This window comes from Fibrobacter sp., assembly GCF_045601785.1.
Taxonomy (GTDB): Bacteria; Fibrobacterota; Fibrobacteria; order Fibrobacterales; family Fibrobacteraceae; genus Fibrobacter.
The window spans coordinates 14,910-33,503 of record NZ_JAZSAF010000044.1 but is presented as its reverse complement, the minus strand read 5'-3'; the positions used below and the strand labels follow the sequence as shown (position 1 = coordinate 33,503).

The following is an 18,594-nucleotide window of genomic DNA, read 5'->3' as shown; positions in this document are numbered from 1 at the left end:
ACAAAAAAACTCCCCGTGTGTACGGGGAGTCCTTAAAACAAGCTTAGACTAGGTCAGAAGCCTATTACTGGGCGGCCTTGTAGAGTTTCACGGTGAAGTTGAAGTCACCGTTGTTGGCTTCCTTGTAGTCGATGATGGCGAACGGATACATGCCAGCGCCGGTTGTAGCATTGTAGATGGCCGGATTCTTTGCGACATAGATGGTGCTGAAGTTTTCGATCAGGGCGCCAATGGACTGCTTTTCGATAGCAGCAAGCTTAAAGTCAGATGCATAGGCATCGCGGTTGTTGACCACTTCCGGCCAGGAATCGACTTCATAGTCGTCCTCATAGTTGGCGTCGCGGTTGTTGGAAAGATCAACAAAAACCATGCCGTTGTTTCCAGAGACGCTCATGTCGGGTTCATCCCTTGTGCCTGCCTTGGCAAAGACGATGTCGGCCGTGGCTGCGTCTGCGGGCTGGCAGGTAGCGATGTTGATGCCCGGAGCTAGATTGGTGGAAAGACCTTCGATGACACAGGATGTCATAGTGACTTCCTGCTTGACCGGTTCGGTGCCAGAAGAGGATTCCGGTTCGCGGCAGAACTGAGCTGCCACACGGTCGAACGAAATGACTTCGGTTCTAGAGAACTTTTCGGGTGCGTTGACCGGATCGTCGCTGGCGTTCACCGTCACGATAAGGCTATAGATGCCGCATTCGGTGAAGCCCGGGTCGTTCATATCAATTTGGACGAATGCAGAACTCTGGGAGTTCAGGTCGATGACATTTCCGGAGGGGAACTGAATCGGGTTGGACTGGACATTCACATTGACGGGCGGCATGTTGTTGATGTCGTTGCCCTTGCCCACAGAAAAGGTAATCTTTGTGAACTGAATCTGGTCACGTGTTTCGAGGGTGTCCAGGGATGCGTCTGTGAGGTTAATGTCGAAACGACCCGTAAAGCGCATCGTGTATGCAGAAAGTCTGGAGCCGAGATCGACAGCGGTGATGCTTGCATCCTTCTGGGTCGGGACCACGATGTTTTCCGGCTGGTCCTGATCTTCAGTACCGCTGCTGGAGCTGCTGTCGCCGCAGGCAATGAGACCGAAGGAGCTCATTGCAACGACGGAACCTAGGAACAGTTTCTTTGCAAAATTCATGATGATTTCCTCTTATAAAGTTTTCTGCCCTTGAAAATAAACAAAAATGGGCTAAAAAGCAAACGAAAAAGTGTAAAATTTGGCAAAAAGCGGCTAAAAACGCGTTTTTTGTCCCCAAAAAGCGTTTTTGGGCAGTTCAAATCTATTTCATACCGCGGATGATGTCGCGGAGGCGTGCCGCTTCTTCGAAGTCGAGTCGTGCGGCGGCTTCCTTCATCTGGCGCTCCAGGTCTTCGATGTTCTGCTGGCTGGATGCGGACTTGTCATGCCGCACTTGTTGCGGCATCACCATTCCCTTTCTGGAGTTTTTCTTCTTCGTCTTGCTGCTCGGCTGTAGCGGTTCCATCGGCCGGATGCCGTTGCCGTCGTCTTCCCAGTCCTCGTCGACGGAATCGTCACCGTCGATTCCAAGGGGATCCGCAATCCTCAGGTCGTCTTCTAGCTTGCGGGTCACGGACTTCGGCGTAATGCCGTGTTCCTTGTTGAATTCTTCCTGCACGGCCCTGCGGCGGGCAGTTTCGGTGACGGCCTTTTCCAGGCTGTCGGTCATGTTGTCGGCAAAAAGCAGTACGGTGCCGTTCACGTTACGGCTTGCGCGGCCCATCGTCTGGATTAAGCTGCGGTAGTTGCGCAGGAATCCTTCCTTGTCGGCATCGAGAATCGCGACCATGCTCACTTCGGGCAGGTCCAGGCCTTCGCGCAGCAGGTTGATGCCCACGAGCACGTCGAACTCTCCGGTACGCAAGCCCCGGATGAGTTCGTGGCGTTCCAGCGTCTTGATGTCGCTGTGCAGGTAACGCGCGCGGATGCCCGCTTCCACGAAGAAGTCGGTAAGGTCCTGCGCCATCTTCTTGGTGAGGGTCGTCACCAGCACGCGGTCGCCGTTCTTGACGACTTCCTCGATGCGGTATAGGAGCACGTCCATCTGCCCCTTGATAGGGAACATCTCGATTTTCGGGTCCAGAAGTCCAGTGGGCCTGTTAATTTGTTCGGTAACCACGCCGCCCGTCTTGGTAAGTTCGTAATCGCCGGGGGTGGCACTCACGAAGAGCACCTGCTTCGGGTACATGAACTCGAATTCGGCGAAGTTCATCGGGCGGTTGTCCAAGGCGCAGGGGAGGCGGAACCCGTACTGCACAAGCGTCGTCTTGCGGCTCTTATCGCCTTCGGCCATGCCGCCCACCTGCGGAATACTCACGTGGGATTCATCCACCATCAAAAGCCAGTCGTCGCCGAAGTAATCGATGAGCGTAAACGGGCGCGTACCCGGGGCGCGGTTCTCGATAATGCGGGAGTAGTTCTCGATGCCGCTGCACATGCCTGTCTCGCGAATCATTTCCATGTCGTAGCGGGTGCGGCTCGAAAGGCGGGCCGATTCCAGCACCTTGCCTTCCTTGTCCAGTTCCGCAAGGCGCTCGGTCAGTTCCACTTGCATGCGCTGCAAAATTCCTGCGCGGCCTTCTTCCTTGGTCACAAAGTGCTTTGCCGGAGCGATGGTCATCTCATCCATTTCCTGAGTGACTTCGCCGGTAATGATGTTGAAGCGAACGAGCCTGTCCACCTCGTCGCCGAAAAGTTCGATTCGCAGGCCTTCTTCGTCGTAGCTCGGGTGAATCTCGATCACGTCGCCGTGCACGCGGAAGCTGCCACGTTCCAGACTGAAATCGTTTCTCGTGTATTGGATGCGCACCAAATCGTGCAGAATCTTGTCGCGGTCGTAAACGTCACCCTTCTTGATGCGCACCATCAAATCAAAATATTCGCTCGGGCTGCCCAAACCGTAGATGCAGCTTACGGATGCAACGATAATCACGTCGCGGCGGGTGAGCAAGTTCGCGGTGGCGCGCAGGCGGAGCTTGTCAATCTCGTCGTTGATGCTGGCATCCTTCTCGATGAAGGTGTCCGTGTGCGGAATGTAGGCTTCGGGCTGGAAGTAATCGTAATAGCTCACGAAGTATTCCACCGCATTGTGGGGGAAAAACGCCTTGAATTCCTGGTAGAGCTGCGCCGCCAGCGTCTTGTTGTGAGTGAGAATCAGCGTCGGCTTGCCCACGTTCTTGATGACGTTCGCCATGGTGAATGTCTTGCCGGAACCTGTGACGCCAAGCAGCGTCTGGAACTGTTCACCTTCTTTGAAACCTCGGGTGAGTTCTTCGATGGCCTTCGGCTGGTCGCCCGCCGCCCCGTAAGGGCTCACGAGTTCGAAGTTCGCGCGGGTCGGCGACTGGAACTGCTTTAACTTCCCCGGCAAACTCTGCTCGGGCGGTAGCGGTTTCGCTATCGGTTTCGCATACGGGTCGGGTGTAATTGTCTTGCGTGCGCGTGCCATTCGCTGATGTCATGCCCGCGTAGGCGGGCATCTCCTGTTCTCGCAAAAAATAGTAAATTTGCACCATGGATCACGAGTACAGTCTTACGGGAAAGGTTTGGACCCGCTGTCAGGGAAACGTTCCCCAAAGTCAAGAAGTCAATGGCTTCTGCTTTTCCCTTGAACCCGTAGGTGGATCGTCTGAATATTCCATCGTTCCTTTAGATAAGGCCAAGGTGGCCGCCCTTTCCGACGAAGAAGTGGCAAACATTTGCCGCGGACTCTCGCTGGAATTTGGATGTCGGGTGCGCCTGTCGAAGCTCCACGAAGAATACGGACTGCTGAACGTGTTCAACGGCGGCTCCGATTACGAGGTTGTCGCTTCGGACTGCTTTACCTGCGAATACAATAATGGAACTCTTGTCTCGCAAAAGAAAGAATCTCGATAGAGTCTATTATTTAGGGCCTTTTTGAGTGAATCATGTCTTGCCGGACTCGTTCCGGCATCACCGCTTGTTTTCTATCTTTATATGCAATGTTTTTATGTCGTCTCGTTACATTACTTTGTGTGTTATGCACTCTCGCTTTTGCAGAGGGGGTATCCCAAGGTGAATCCAAGGACGATTTTCAGCGCTACTCGGTGGTTCCGATTCTTGGCTACACCGAAGAAACCGAGTTCCAGGTTGGCGTAATGTCGCTGTTCTTTCTGCGCCCCGACCAGGCGGACGGCCTTGTCCCCGAAATTGGCCTTACCGCATACGGCTCGACCCGCGGCCAGCTGCAGTTGGCGTTGGAACCCTACTATTATTTGTTCCATGACCAGGTGAGCATCTGGGGGCTTCTCAAGTATCAGGATTGGATTGCGGGCTATTATGGCCGTGGAAACGACCCCGACTTTGATCGCTACACCAATTTTACTCGCAAAAAGTTCCAGCTCGGTACGCGAATCGAGTCGCGCATAGGCCTGCCGCCGCAGTTCAAGTACGGTATCGAGGTCCATGTGGAAAATTCGGACATCGAGTTCGAGGAAGGCGACATAACGGACCTTCCGGACTCGCATTCGGGCTGGCGCAACGGGGCGGGCTACCTGCTTGGATTAGACACCCGCGACAACATCAACTGGACTCGCCACGGCTACTTGGCGCAGTGGCAGCAGATGTTCTATAACGACCATTTTGGTGACTACACCTTCGATGTCGAGATGCTGGACCTGCGCGGCTATTCAACCCTGACCCCAACGACGACGGTGGCGCTCGGGTTTCTGTGGCAGCGCGCCGATGGCGATGTTCCCTTTGACATGCTGGCCGGGCCCGATGGAATTTGCCGTTTCCGCGGCGTAGAAAGCCTTTATTTCGGTGACAAACAGGCAGTCATTGTTCAGGCCGAAGTTCGCCAGTTTATTTGGTGGCGTCTGGGGAGCCATGTGTTTTTTGAAGGCGGCAAGTCAGGGCGCTATTTTAGTGAACTTGTTCGCAATGACTGGCACAGGTCTGTGGGGGCGGGCGCCCTTCTCGGGTTGAACTTGAAGCAGAATCTCTTTGCCCGCGCCGATTTTTCGTGGGTGGATTTTGACCATTTGGGGCTCTCTTTCTACGTGAGACAGGCTTTTTAGTGCATTTTGTCCCTTTTTTTCGCCAATATGTCGCATTTGTAAGATTTTCGGAAACATTTTTCTTGTTTTTTTTTATCTTTGGCTCAAAAAAAGTTATGAGGTAAAAAAATGAACGAAATGAAAGAAAAACTCAAGGCCTTCTTTATGTCCGACCTCGGCGTCGATGGCGACGTGCTCCAGTTCGACACTCCGCTTTTTGGCGAAGAAATCGGTCTTGATTCCGTGGATTCCCTTGAAATCATCTCCTTCGTCGATAGCAACTTTGGCGTATCGATGACGGGTGTTGCCAAGGAAAACTTCCAGAGCATCGATACCATCGCTGCTTACATCGAATCCCACAAGGCTTAGTTTTTAAGGCTCCCGTGCGGGGGATTTTTTTATTGGAAAGAAATATGACCCCTAATGACAACCGCTGTGTAGTTACCGGTCTGGGCGTTATTTGTGCCGTCGGTAACAATGTTGAAGAAACCTGGAAAAATGCACTGGAATCAGTTTCTGGTATCCATAAGACGACTTCTGTCGATACCAAGAACTGCTACGCAGACTTGGCTGCCGAAGTCAACTGCGATTCCTTGGACGAAATAGACGCCCCCGAAGAAAAGGACCGCGTCTCCAAACTCTGCATCAAGGCTGCAAACGAAGCGTTGGCCGATGCGGGGCTCGGTAAATTCAACGACGACCAGCGCGTGAGTGTCATTATCGGTAGCTGCGTGGGCGGTGTCATTTCGATTGAACATTATCATCAGGGCGCAAAGGAAGCCGCTGACATCCCCAAGATGCCCATCGCATCCATTGCATCTCAGGTCGCTGAAACCTGCGGTGCCGGTGGCATTGTCACCAACGTGGCGAACGCCTGTGCGGCAGGCACCATCTCGATTGCGCTTGCCTGCGACTTGATACGTGCCGGCAAGGCCGACGTGGTCGTGGCGGGCGGCGCCGATTCCTTTGCGGCGGTGCCTTATTCCGGATTCCTTTCGCTGCATGCCCTCGACGAAAATGGCTGCTCCCCGTTCAACCACTGCAACGGCATTACGCTCGGCGAAGGCGCTGGCGTGGTCATCGTGGAATCTTACGAGCACGCCCAGAAGCGTGGCGCTAAGCAGTACTGCGAAGTGCTCGGCTCCGGTGTTACAAGTGATGCTAACCACATTACGGCCCCCCGCGAAGATGCCCTTTGCCTGATCGAGGCCATGAACCGTGCCGTCAAGAATTCCGGCATCCAGAAGTCCGACATTGGCTACGTGAATGCCCACGGTACCGGTACTGGCAAGAACGACTATGCCGAAATGACCGCCTTCAAGAGCTTCTTTGGTGAAGAAAACCCGACCGTGAGCGTGAGCTCTACCAAGGTGCTTACCGGCCACTGCCTGGGAGCCGCAGGTGCAATCGAGGCGGTGTTCAGCATCAAGGCGTTGACGACCGATACGGTGCTCCCGACCTTCCCCTACAGCGAAGAAGATTCCAAGGCGCTCAAGGAAAAGGTGGGCGAGATGGACTTTGTGCAGAACAAGGCCCGCAGCAAGTCTCTCAAGTGCGTCATGAGCAACAATGTTGCCTTTGGCGGCACCAACGCAAGCATTATCTTCTCCAAGGAGCAGGGGAGCGTTTCTGCACAGACCGCCCGCGACAAGAAAATCGCCGTGACGGGTCTTGGCATCGTGTCTCCGCTCGGCAACAGCAAGGCCGCCTACCTCGATGCCGTCAATGCAGGCAAGAAACCCGAATCGGCCTCGGTTTGCTCGAAGATCTCGCTCGATGACTACAAGGAACTGGGCATCAAGATGGCATTTTACCGCAAGCTCGACAATCTGGGACAGCTCCAGACGGTTTCTGGCATGCGCGCACTGCAAGATGCAGGCTTTAAGGTGACCGACGAGAATGCGAAGGACATCGGCATTATCGTGGGTACCAGCGAAGGCGGCCTCGGTTCCACCTACGACTTTGAAGAACTCATTGCCCGCGAAGGCAACGCGAATGGTTCCGCGTTCAAGTTCCCGCACACCGTTTACAACGCGGCGGGCGGCTACCTTTCCATTTGCTCGGGCATCAAGGGCTACGGCGTCACCATTACCACGGGCCCGCTCTCCGGTCTCGATAGTATTGGCTACTCCATGAATGTGATCCACGATGATCAGGAGAAGGCCATGATGGCGACCGGCACCGACGAGAACATTCCGGTGATTACCGAGTTTGCCCAGAAGCTGAACTTTGCCGCAAGTGACGTGGTCGCACCCTTTGCGGGTGCAGAAGGCTGCGTGGTGGGCGACGGCTCCGTGTCGATTTTGCTCGAAGAAGAGGAATATGCCAAGGCACGCGGCGCAAAGGTCTACTGCTATGCGCTCGGCTACGGCCATGGCCGCAAAAACGTGAAGTTCGGTAAGCTTTCGGGCTCCGACGAGGCGCTCGACAAGGCTATTAACGACGCTCTCGCCGATGCAGGACTCTCTGCTGCCGATATCGACGCGGTTTGCGGCTTTGCGAACGGCTTCAAGAAGGTAGACGACATCGAAAAGGGCGCGCTCATGCGCGTCTTTGGCGAAAAGCTTGCCACGATGCCGCTCTTCGAAGTCAAGGAGCGCATCGGTGAAGGCCGTGCGGGGGCTGCCGCTCTCGCCGCCTCCGAAGCGGCCCTGCTCCTGAGCGGTGAACTTGCAAAGGACAACGCCTACTTTATCGCTGCCGATGGTACTATTTCGAGCAAGGTGGCTGACGGTGCCGGCCTCAAGAAGGTCCTGGTGATCTCCTTTGCGGCGGGCGGCTCCTACAGCGCCGTTGTGTTCGGAAAGTAAAACTAGCGACGAGATTGTTTGGTACCGAAAGTACAGCACATAGAGCTTGAATAAAAAATCGAATGGAACTGCCTGCTAAATAGGCTTCAAGTTTATCTTGTATAATTCGAAAGTCCGGCCCCTGAAGGGACCGGATTTTTGTGTAACGAAAACACCCCGCCGAGGCGGGGTGCGAGAATTCGAGATTGTGGGGAACAAGGAAAGGCTCCCCTTGTGTGGGGAACCTAAAGTGATAAATTAAGGCATTCTGCTTTACGGAGTTTTTGTTGCTCTACAGCCCGTTTCATGTCCATTTAACCAAAGAACATAGGTTCCCGCATCGCTTACGCTATACTCATGGCCACCACTTTCACCAACATTATTTTGTGTTTTTACGGTAGTTCCATCACGTTTAATGACATATGAGCACTTGTTGTTTCCACAGTCGCCTATTCCGAATTTGAATTTTTGATTACTTTCCATATAGCAATTGTATGCATACGGTCCATACGTCAACGGCTCTACCGCACAATATTGAGTAGTTCCTACATACACATATAAAGTGACATCCGTCGCATAATAAGTTTTCTTATCCAAGTTTATATCAACAACATCGTTGCTTGTGTTATTGCTGCTCTCTGCATATATATTATTCGCGGCATCCTTCACAACATATGTTTTTCCATTCATAAAGTGACCTGGGTTATCCATCTTCAACTGACTTTCCTGTTCACCCCATTTGCGAGCTTGCGGGAAATAGCAATGAGCGGGAACCGACATCGTAGTGCCGATCGGAACGCGACATGACGTTTCCTCTCCATTCAGCCAAACAACGTACAAACCATTGCCAGATACCGACACATCTATTCCACCAGAACCATATGTTTCCTCGTTAACAGGTGTTCCACCTTTTTTCACTTGGTATTTGCACTTACTATTGTCGCATTGTTCTATCTGGAAATGAACCTTATTGCTACCATTAGCTTTGCAATCTTTCAAATAAGGTTTTTTCACTCTCGGTGTTACAGAACACACTTCCGAACCAGCGATAAACACTCTCAACTTGGAGTCTGTCGCATAATAGGAACTCATTTGAATTTCTATTGGTTGGTTGGTACCGGTCGTTCCAGTTGCGAGACTATTGCTGCCCGAAGCATCCTTTATATCATATGACTTATTGCTATAGGTTCCATCGTGATTATCAATCTTTATTTTAACACTACTTGAGCCCCAATTATAGTTTCCATCAGAGTAACAAGCAACAATCCCAGGATTATCCACAGGAGTAACAGACTCTGCAACAAATGTAACTTCGCAATCGTGCTTTACGGTAGTCTTATTATTTGTCAAACTGACTTCATATGTCGCAGTATTTCCTACAGCCGTTGTAGAATTTGTAAATGTAGGCAATGCACCATAGTGGTATTCAAATGTACTACTAGTCACACTTGTTCCTGCAATGGTATAACTACACCCGTTATCACAGCCAGACACACCACTCGGCGTTATCGTAACATTATTTTCTTTACCAGCAATTGCCTGCAAATTTGTAGGACACGTAAATGCCGGATCAGGTTCTTCAAGACTTATCGCACAATCAGTCGCTTCATCATTTATCCACAATACATAATCGCCATATCCTGTATATGGAATTTTATATTCGCTATTAGAAAGATTGGTTCCTTCATCAACGACCGTTACTGTAGAGTTATGAGTCTTTTTGAGTTGCCACGGACAACCATCATTTGCACAGGGGTGAGCCACGGCTATTTTGAATTTGTCCGTTCCGCCTTCGTTAATGGTGGAACAAGTTAAACCAGGCGAGCCAACAGTCAAACTTGCATTACAAGAGGCCTTATATATACCGAAATCATTTACATACAACGTGAATTGATCACTCTTGGCTGTTGCGACACCTTTGATACAAATGGTGGCTTCGCTTCCGCCGCCAAGGCTCCCTGTCTTTACTTCTTCGCCTGTCGAGGAAATAAGTTTATAGGACCTATTTCGTAAATCAAGGTTAGTTGTATATATATTCGCCTTAACGCAGGCGTCTCTACCAGGCTGATCAATTGAAGCATTTTCGAAACTACAGGTTGTAGCAACATCGTCGCTGATAGCATTTGCTGCCGTCACTGTAAAATCAGCGATGCAATCGGTAAAGGGCGTCTGAGAATTGCTTGGCGCGCTTACCTTTATAGAATGACTTGCAACACTCAAAGGGTCCGCTGTGGTGTTGAAATCAGCGGGCGTAACCTTTACCGTTCCGTTCGTGGTTCCAGAAAGGGCGTCAACCTTGTTGTCGTCTACATAAATATCGTAGGCGCAACCCGCTGTCGGGCACCCCGTTAAGGTAAACTGGAATTGCGGCATTCCCTTGCCCGTCTGAACAGAGGTTGGGTTAACCAAGCAAGTTCTCGAAATGGAACCAATCGGGTCAGGAGAGACGCTACAGTCGGTGCTGTATGTTTTTTGCCCGTTAGTCACGCTTACATTGAATTTATACGACGCACCCTGGTGAATATATGGATTATCTGCCACATCAAATGTGATATTAGACTTTTCTGAATTTGTAGTGTATTCGCTATAAGTGCCATTTATCACATTGGTTTCATGAGCTGCAATTGTCATAGCGTTTGTTACATCTGTCAGGTTGGTCATTTGTGCTGTAATAACCCATTTGGTTTCTTCGTAAACCGCAGCACAACTTGCGACACCCACAGCATGCTTACATGACGCCGTCAGAGCATTCAATACGACTGGAGTGTTACCATGGTTCTTGATGACAATCTGGGAAACATTTTCTGGGTCGAAACCTTCGGAGCCGGTGGCGAATGAGTTGACTACATCGAACGATGCTGTATTACCCGTTACGCGCACAGAGGGACTGCTGAAAGTCGAATTACTCCAACTGTCATTCTGACTGAACATCCAGATTTCAATTTCGTTGCCATCTGGGTTTTCCAACTCGATATTCAATGTGGCTTCACGAAGATTGTAGGTGTTGTCTGGAGTGTAGGTTAGCGTTATTTCTTCTTCGCTGGAAATGCTTGTTTGACCGCTGGGAAGTAGGTCTACATGTTCGGCACAATTAGTCAATGCACCAGTCCAGAACTTGCCACAATGAGCCTGGTCTATCGTGGCACCCTCTTCAGCCCATCGGGTTTCCGCATTATTTAAACCATAACAATGCAACCAAGCCTTCGCTGTTTTCTGTTCTACATTTGCGTCGGTATAGCCATGTATGCCCGCGCCGTCCGCATCAAATGTGTAGCCGTTGGAACATGTATTTCCCGAACAGCCGGCGTCGTTACCATTATAATAGTAGTAGAGTGGTTCACAAGTCTTGGAATCGTACCATCCGGAATGTCCAATCCAAGGAGTCACCAATGTGTTGAGCGGAATAATTCCGTTTTGTGCAACTGCAGCGAAGGAACATTTTACAGTAGGATAAGAATCGAAACATTCTGAATCGTAGTCTTCGCTTTTCCAACCGATTCCATACAGTTTGAAGTTGGGATCAGCCATGCTAAATCCCACAAACTCATGGGCACGATCTGCGTAGCTAGAGGGCAAAGTGGAAAGTGCAAAAATGTGTTCGTATTCGTTGGGAGTGCCGTAATAGTTCTCGGTCGAAGCGGTAACGCGAAGTCTGTTGTCTGTCAAAAGGGTCGCCTTCATCATGACCATCGAAGATGGAGAAACGCTCACAGGGTTTCGATCTCTGGTGAGCTCTCCACGAATACAGTGCTTGCTCTCGTCGCAAAGCTGCGCTTCTAAATGTCCGTCGGTGTTTTCATACAGGTTCAACATCAAGTAGCTGTCACCTGTAGAATTGGAATGTAACATAAATCCCGAATTGACGATGTTGTCGGAGAGATTGCCGTAACTGTCAGTAGCCTGCGGCAACTGGAACAAAGCTTTCATTGTTCCGTAGATACCCGCATAAACGGTGCTTATGACACGAACGCCGGGAGTTTCGTTGTTTAATCCCTTGGTTGTTGATCTATCTATGGAAATATGTCCTGCTTCGACAAGAATGTTGGACAGGCTGCCCGTAAGCAGATGCCATTTTGCAGTTGCGTATGTACCCTTGGCGTCTTCTACACCTAGGCAGACTTCGGCATCGTTCTCGTTGTTGTGGCAGTTGTCAATACAATACTCGGTTTCGGAGCTTCCGCATCGGACTGTTCCGTGCTTGAATTCTTCAAAGAAACAATGCTTGTCGTGCTCGCCAAAATGCGCCTTGACTACGGTCGCGTTATCGGATACTGTAAACGATGTATAAATTTTACTGGAGACATTGTCCGTTGTGGGGCAACTATTGCCCGAGCATGACCATGCTGTAAAGTCATCATTGTTGTCGTCGGTACTATCTACGCTCAGTTCGACCGACTCGTTTTCGAATACGGAAACTGCGCAGGTGTGGCTTGTTGCGGAGTGTGAATATTCGCAGACAGAGCTCCTTCCGTTGACCAGTATGTTGATTTTTGGATTTTTATCGGTCGCGATTTCACCAGCAAAGTCAACGTGTAATGTGTGGTACTTGGCCTTTGCTGTTGCCCTAAGCTCGTAGTCTGTATTTGCTTCGATGGTAGATTTGTCGAGCTTGTTGTCGTCGGCATCTGGAATAATCACCACGCAATGTCCTGCGCTACGGTCCATAAGTGTTATGTCGCCCGTTCCTCCGACGAGTACACTCCAGGACTCGTTGATGTATTCGGGAATGAAATTGCCGGACGGCTCCACCCATTTTCCTGTATAGCTACATTCAGGCCAATTGTCAAAGTCGGTTCCCGTTGGGCATTTGTCGGCGTTTGCGGTTTGACTACAGAAGTTGGAAATCTCTTCCGGAGTTGCTTCGATCCTGTTTATGGTTGCCGTTGAAGAAACGTGCAGGTCCGTCTGGTATGGGCTCGAAAGAATGTAGTGCTCGCCTACAAGCAAGTCAAAGTAGAGGGTTCCCGTGGTTGCACCTGTGGTAGTAACATTGAAGAGTGGATAGGTGGTCTCGCTGGCGTTCTGCGGAATTAAAAATGTACACCTGTTGCCTTCTTTATTAATTTTATGAGTTTCTATCTGGCTGTAATTCCAGTTGTTATTTGGCACATCCGGACAAAGGACGTTCAAGGTGAAGTCGGTTGCATGTGGTCTTACTGTTACACTGACTGTAGCTGTTCCGGTTGAACTCATCTCTTGGGATGGAACGGTAAAGTACACTTCTGCATCGCCACGTTGGGAACTACCAACGACAACCCAGAAAGGCACTGTCGTGTATTGGTTAGCTCTCGCTTCGCATGCATGAACCCCTGCTGAAAGAGCCGTATTGGTGTAAAGGTAGCCGGTCGTGTTGATTCCGCCTGTACAGGTGACGCTTGTCAAGCTGTCCTTTGAAAGAGCGGAGCCGTTCAAGGGAATAACATTGTAATAGTCGTCTAGCCTTCCATAGGGGTCTGAAGGTAGGTAAATGACGCGGGGTAGAACAATAAAGGATTTTTCAACAGAGGAAACTTCCGCTGCGGTAGGGGTTGTTTCATTACTCGTGTATTGTGATTCTACGGTTATTCCGAGCTGCGGGGCCATGGAAATGTAATAGCGGTCTCGACCGTTGACTGATATGGCTTCGGTTTCGGTGCTGGTAGAGGATGTTTCTTCGACTTCTCCTGTACCACCGCAAGCAGAACCGTCGTTGTTGCAGATAACTCTCGCCTCGGTTAGTGAGGCAATTAGGGCTTCGTTGTATTCCATCCCTTTGTTGAAAGTCATTTCGTTAACCTTGGCGCAACTCTGTACACCGGTCGCTTCGTCTGTGACAGATGCATAGATGGATCCCTTTAGCACGGTTTGGTTGAAGAGTACGTTCGATATGTCGTTTTTAGTGTAAACGAAGTAATTGAATTCGCCGTTGTCTGTGGCGGGCTGTATCGTTCCGCTCAAGCCGTCTTTAAAATAGAGAAATGCAAAGGAATTTTCTTCTGTAGGGGGTAATTTTACCATTTCACCCAAGTCATTGTCAAAGATGAAAATGAACTTTCCTTCTAGCTCGCCTTTTGGAGAAGTAAATATATTTTTAGATGAAATCCTGATAACGAGGTAATCGTTATAAAGTACTTCTGTAGATGTGGCTCCATTGGTTTCGGCCTGCAATGCTTCTCTATAGCAATCGGAGAATTTCGAAAAGTCGAACTGGTTCTTATCCTTGTTGAGCTCTGCTACAACACATTCGGACCTGTTGGCAAATCCATCAAAGAATGAAATACCCGTCTTGAGCGCATCTGGGACGAGATACTCTGTTCCTCCGCATCCCGTTTGCTTTGTCCAGATGCTGTCGCAGTGGGATTTTACAGCTTCAGCGCAAGTGAGTGATGTAGGTTGATTTTCGGGCATCGGAGTTTTGAAGGTGCCGTCCACCTTGAACCAAGGGGCAACTTCACAAGAAGGCCTTGATCTATCTTGATCAGATGCCATAAAGCCTGTTGAATTTTTTTTGCAATAGGGGGACCCGGTAATCTTTCCGTTTTCGTAATTGAGAAAATTGTATGTGTTTTCGTTGTAATTGTTCCAAAAACGTTCTCCATTGACTTTGTAGACCGATATAACGGTATGGTCGTCTAGCGTAGAGCAGTTGTTGTTTCGGCACCATTTCCAAAAGTCATCCGTATATTGGTCGAAATCAACAACGGGGGTTTCCGAAGACCAATTGTAGAGATAATAAAGTCCTGGTCTTTCGAGATATTTTACATACGGCTTATATGTACCTCCTTGCCACCAAACAGCTGATGTTGAATTGCACCATTGCGTTTGCACAACAGCTGCTTTACAAAATAGCGGATGCGCTCCAGCGTCATTCCTCTTATGCTCATAGAACTGGTTGTTGTTTCGCATAGTGTTGTAATCACTCCAAGGGTGTCCCGTCTTGATATAGACATCCTTACCCTTGCTTCCCAAAGTGATGCGTTCATAGTGGTTGTAGTTGTTTCCGCCTGTCCAAATGGGGTAGTCGGACTCCATCCAAACCTGTCCGCCGCCGTGGAACGGCCTCGAAAGATTTGGAAAATAAATCTGTCCATTTTCTCCGACGCAGAGGTTTCCGCGAACACCAGCGTCGTAGCCGCTCATGTTGGTGGTCCACTTGCCGTTCAGGGTCAGGTTTCCGTCGATGACCTGGTTTCCGTTGGCTTGTTCAATGTCGCCGTTTGCATACACACTTCCGTAAATTTTGTTGCCCAGGTTTATGTGCTCTGTACCTTTATTGGCGGTAAGGGGTCTAATCTTCAGGTTGGATATGTTTCCTTCTACATAGAAGTCGTTGCCGACAATGCCGTTGTCTGCATCAAGGTTTCCACCTATACAGGCTGTCCCATGGACGGCAATGGAGTTGCCACTAACCTTGAAGTTTCCCGTGACGACAAGGTTACTGTCAATGCTTGCAGGGTTTCCGCCTTCTAGGTTTCCGTTAATAAGCATCGACCTGGCGAACACATCGCCGTGGTTCGAAGTGGAACCGCCGAAATAGTTGTAATCAAAAGGAACGACGCTATGTTGTTGCTCGTAAGGAACCTTGACCTGGTACAGACCGTCTACATTCAATATTGCAACTTCGGTGTGCTTGGTGCTGTTTCGGGCTTCGCCTTGCGACAAAATTTTGAGCTTGTATGTGGAGTTTTCAGTGTTTACACCGGTTAACCATACATGGTAGTTCTGTCCGGCCCGCTGAAACGATCTCAAATTCCTGTCCAAAATAATGGGGGCGTTTCCTCCGTCGATAAATTGTTTTATCAAAGCGCCCACATCATTTGCATGGTAGGTCATCCAGGCACGGGCGTTTTCAATACCCGCAACGGAACTTTGGTAGGCTTCTCTCTGCAACATGCGGCTTGCACTAGATTTACCTTCGCTGGTAATCCATTTCCAAGTGGCGGTAGCCGCAATGGTTGCTACCATCATGAACAAAAGTACGGCGATAAGCGAGACGCCCTGTTTTTTGTGCATATCATTCGTCATAAGTTTCTCCTAGTCGCCACGCCCATTGCTGGGGGTTGAAATAATCAAGTCGACATGTCCGGTTTCGCCACCTTTCTTGACTGTCAGTTTCAAGTTTACCGCCTTGACATTTTCTTTGTCGGCCAAGGCGATGTTTCCTTCTTTAAAGGAATAGCTTGAACTTGCAATTTTATTGACTTTTAAATTTTGAATGGTTATAGCTCCCTTTGACACTAGGGGAGAGTAACATGCAAATGTGAAAGCGAGGCATGCGTTGTTTACAGTATAGGTGGGTCTGAATCGCATTACACGCTTCCCAGCGCCTTTAGCATCTACGGGAGGGAAAAAGAAAAAATCCTGAACTGCAGTCACATTCACGTTGTTCACGGGCTTATTGGGAATGTTTCCTGTAGCGATGTCGCGAAAACCGACGGTCATGTGGTCAACACCCGGAACAAACAGTTGGCTGTTGAGGTCCGTGGTTCCTGGATAGGCCACGTTAAATGAAATTTCATATTCGAAAGAATCGGACAGGGTCATTCTCCCGTAATTTGAACATAGGGATTTCCAATTGGTTTCTGCAGTAGTTTCGTCCTTGATGGCAAAAACCTGGTTTCTCCTAATGGCACCTGCTTCTCTTATGTCTTGTGTTGTGTTGTCGTAATTGGTGTAGAATTGGAATAATTTTGCCGATGTTCCGCCCTGATTTGTTTCGCCAAGATTATTGGCCGTTTTGAGACTAACAAAGTTATCATCGGTAGGGCGAGAAACAAGCCTAAATGTTTCGCCGCTAGAAGGGAACACCTTGATCTCGTCGACGGTGGTGTTAGGCATACCCGGAATGACCGTAAACTCTTCAACACCAGAAACCATTTCCGTCGGTATCGGTTCAGAATTGAGTCCATCAGAACAAGGGTCGCCGATAGGCACAACATATCCCGCCTTTTTTTCTATCACTTTGCAGGTGCGCATCAGTTTTTTTTCTGACACATACCAGTTGATTTCTTCGGTTCTTTCGTATTGTCCTAAGTTGTCGTAGCTGATTCTACGGAAGGTCACGTTTGATGTGTTGGATTCCCCTGTAACGACATCGTACGACGAATAATCTCCGTTATCGGGGTCCATGTAAACCATGTTGTGTGCAGTGCCAAATCTTGTGCCGTAGGCAGCTCCTGCTGCAGCAAATCCGCTTTCCGTGGCACTTTTGGTGCCCATTTGAGCGATGTCTCCTTGAAATAACATTCCCGCATTCTCGGCGTCTTGCGTTGCCTTAACCATATTGTCCGTACGGATGCGGAATTTTGTGGAGTTGCTGAAAGCTTCTCCTGCGATTACCACTACTATGCCCACAATTCCCATATAGACGAGAAGCTCCATTAAAGTGAAGCCCGCTCTTGCGTTGTAGGTGTTTTTTTTATGTGCTACGAGAGACATCATCTGATTACCCCCGAGACTGTAATGGACTGCGTTGAATTTTTGAATTTCCAGAATACTTTTACATCGAGGCGTTTTGCGTAAACATGCTCTACGCTGTCTGTGCCTAAAAGCTTTGAGGATGTTTTTGCAATGTAGTTTGCATCGGGAGATACGGTAACTTCTGCCCAATACTTGACCGTCATTGTATTTGTCACGGCACCAGGCTGACCCAGCCAGCTACGGGTAATCGTGTCGATGGGAATGACATAGTTGGTGTTCCCTTCCGCAGTTTTGGGAAGGTTCTTGTCGGTGAGACTGGCAACACCTAGCGCGCTCAGCGAATCAATAAGGTTCTGTGCCACTTCGGTTGCTCCATCGCGCCCGCGGATTCGCAGTAACGCGTCTCGGTTACTGCCTTGTAGGTTTAGCACCGCCATATACAAGAATCCTAGAACCGCTGCAGCGATAAGCACTTCAACAATGCCAAAACCACGCTTGCTACCTGCACGGTCGCGAGCCTCCTGCCTACCAAAGTTGTTTCCACACACCATTGCCATAACACCACCTATAGTTCGTCCCAACCGCTTGCACCGTTATCGTTTCCTATTTTCCAGTATGCCTTTACCGTATTTATTGTGGATGATTTGCGGGCAAGACCAAAGCGCAAATCCGAACCATATTGAATGCATACGGCTCCATTGGGGACTGCGGAAAGTCCTAAACGAGGCTTGAATGTTGCATTTGCACTTCCGGTCATGTCAACGTCACCGACATAATTGCATGGAGCATGGATAGTGACAAACTGGGCGGGCGCATCAATAGTGACGTGGTCTAAAATTTCTGTATCATACTTATTGTCGTTCGAACAGTCAGAACCTTTGGATTTGAGTGCGAGTAGGGTTTGTGGATCGGATTGGTCAATCGACAGACAAATTATATCAGATCGTTGTTTCGACAAATTCCCTACACGTTCCAAGAACGCCGCCGTGTTGACTGCCGCTCCTTTTATGCGGGAGTTTGCTACGGCGTCCTGCAGACCTGCTACGCCCATCGACGAAAGAATACCTATGATGATGACCACCACAAGCACTTCTACCAAAGTGTAGCCCGATTTATTGCGTCTTGTGTCTCGCATACTCTTTCTGTTTTGTTGTACTACCCGTATAAACCGGACGGCACTTGCCGTCACCTGTGAAACTAAAATAGATTTTTTTTGGCAAAATGTTTCAAAAAATTTATAAAATGTCCCGTTTCACCCTCTTTTTTGGCTATTTTAGCGCGGGGTTTTACATTTTTTGTAAAAGTGTTTGGTGTTTTTGGCTTCCTAACTGCTAAAAAAGTTGTGAGCGGCACTGATTTTCCCCTAAAA

At 49.4% G+C, this 18,594-nt stretch carries 10 protein-coding genes; 4 read left to right on the top strand and 6 right to left on the bottom strand.

Annotation, left to right across the window (positions count from 1 at the left end; all coding sequences use genetic code 11):
- Positions 1 to 64: 64 nt before the first annotated feature.
- Together ACKI61_RS06590 and uvrB are read right to left on the bottom strand one after the other, a co-directional pair.
- Entirely contained in the window at positions 65 to 1,138 is a 1,074-nt protein-coding gene (locus ACKI61_RS06590) for a hypothetical protein (protein ID WP_407456964.1), read from the bottom strand.
- Positions 1,139 to 1,280: 142 nt separating this feature from the next.
- Complete coding sequence (gene uvrB, locus ACKI61_RS06585; protein ID WP_407456963.1) at positions 1,281 to 3,467, bottom strand: excinuclease ABC subunit UvrB; 2,187 nt, start codon at positions 3,465 to 3,467, stop codon at positions 1,281 to 1,283.
- A gap of 65 nt (positions 3,468 to 3,532) precedes the next feature.
- Here uvrB and ACKI61_RS06580 point away from each other — a divergent pair, with 65 nt between their 5' ends.
- The 4 genes from ACKI61_RS06580 to ACKI61_RS06565 all read left to right on the top strand — a co-directional run bounded on the left by ACKI61_RS06580 (position 3,533) and on the right by ACKI61_RS06565 (position 7,847).
- Positions 3,533 to 3,895 carry a hypothetical protein gene (locus ACKI61_RS06580; protein WP_407456962.1) on the top strand — a complete coding sequence of 121 codons (363 nt, stop codon included), beginning with the start codon at positions 3,533 to 3,535 and terminating at the stop codon, positions 3,893 to 3,895.
- A gap of 119 nt (positions 3,896 to 4,014) precedes the next feature.
- Positions 4,015 to 5,058 (top strand): hypothetical protein, encoded by a 1,044-nt coding sequence (locus ACKI61_RS06575; RefSeq protein WP_407456961.1) that lies wholly within the window; start codon positions 4,015 to 4,017, stop codon positions 5,056 to 5,058.
- A gap of 108 nt (positions 5,059 to 5,166) precedes the next feature.
- Positions 5,167 to 5,406 (top strand): acyl carrier protein, encoded by a 240-nt coding sequence (locus ACKI61_RS06570; RefSeq protein ID WP_073323094.1) that lies wholly within the window; start codon positions 5,167 to 5,169, stop codon positions 5,404 to 5,406.
- A 44-nt stretch (positions 5,407 to 5,450) separates the two neighbouring features.
- Positions 5,451 to 7,847, top strand: a complete 2,397-nt coding sequence (locus tag ACKI61_RS06565; RefSeq protein WP_407456960.1) for a beta-ketoacyl synthase N-terminal-like domain-containing protein — start codon at positions 5,451 to 5,453, stop codon at positions 7,845 to 7,847.
- A 252-nt stretch (positions 7,848 to 8,099) separates the two neighbouring features.
- On the opposite strand, the gene ACKI61_RS06560 is transcribed toward ACKI61_RS06565, so the two are convergent.
- The 4 genes from ACKI61_RS06560 to ACKI61_RS06545 are packed head-to-tail and all read right to left on the bottom strand — an operon-like array spanning position 8,100 to position 18,360.
- Positions 8,100 to 15,830 carry a hypothetical protein gene (locus ACKI61_RS06560; RefSeq protein ID WP_407456959.1) on the bottom strand — a complete coding sequence of 2,577 codons (7,731 nt, stop codon included), beginning with the start codon at positions 15,828 to 15,830 and terminating at the stop codon, positions 8,100 to 8,102.
- 9 nt (positions 15,831 to 15,839) lie between these two features.
- Positions 15,840 to 17,246, bottom strand: coding sequence for a type II secretion system protein (locus tag ACKI61_RS06555; protein WP_407456958.1), 1,407 nt, complete (start codon positions 17,244 to 17,246; stop codon positions 15,840 to 15,842).
- Positions 17,243 to 17,782 carry a type II secretion system protein gene (locus ACKI61_RS06550; protein ID WP_407456957.1) on the bottom strand — a complete coding sequence of 180 codons (540 nt, stop codon included), beginning with the start codon at positions 17,780 to 17,782 and terminating at the stop codon, positions 17,243 to 17,245. The genes ACKI61_RS06555 and ACKI61_RS06550 overlap by 4 nt, the downstream gene beginning before the upstream one ends.
- Before the next feature lie 8 nt (positions 17,783 to 17,790).
- Positions 17,791 to 18,360, bottom strand: coding sequence for a prepilin-type N-terminal cleavage/methylation domain-containing protein (locus ACKI61_RS06545; RefSeq protein ID WP_407456956.1), 570 nt, complete (start codon positions 18,358 to 18,360; stop codon positions 17,791 to 17,793).
- Positions 18,361 to 18,594 lie beyond the last annotated feature (234 nt).

Coding starts and splice junctions, on each gene's coding strand:
- ACKI61_RS06590 (WP_407456964.1), bottom strand. CDS start 1,138: ATGAATTTTGCAAAGAAACTGTTCCTAGGTTCCGTCGTTGCAATGAGC.
- ACKI61_RS06560 (WP_407456959.1), bottom strand. CDS start 15,830: ATGACGAATGATATGCACAAAAAACAGGGCGTCTCGCTTATCGCCGTA.
- ACKI61_RS06555 (WP_407456958.1), bottom strand. CDS start 17,246: ATGATGTCTCTCGTAGCACATAAAAAAAACACCTACAACGCAAGAGCG.
- ACKI61_RS06580 (WP_407456962.1), top strand. CDS start 3,533: ATGGATCACGAGTACAGTCTTACGGGAAAGGTTTGGACCCGCTGTCAG.
- uvrB (WP_407456963.1), bottom strand. CDS start 3,467: ATGGCACGCGCACGCAAGACAATTACACCCGACCCGTATGCGAAACCG.
- ACKI61_RS06550 (WP_407456957.1), bottom strand. CDS start 17,782: ATGGCAATGGTGTGTGGAAACAACTTTGGTAGGCAGGAGGCTCGCGAC.
- ACKI61_RS06570 (WP_073323094.1), top strand. CDS start 5,167: ATGAACGAAATGAAAGAAAAACTCAAGGCCTTCTTTATGTCCGACCTC.
- ACKI61_RS06565 (WP_407456960.1), top strand. CDS start 5,451: ATGACCCCTAATGACAACCGCTGTGTAGTTACCGGTCTGGGCGTTATT.
- ACKI61_RS06545 (WP_407456956.1), bottom strand. CDS start 18,360: ATGCGAGACACAAGACGCAATAAATCGGGCTACACTTTGGTAGAAGTG.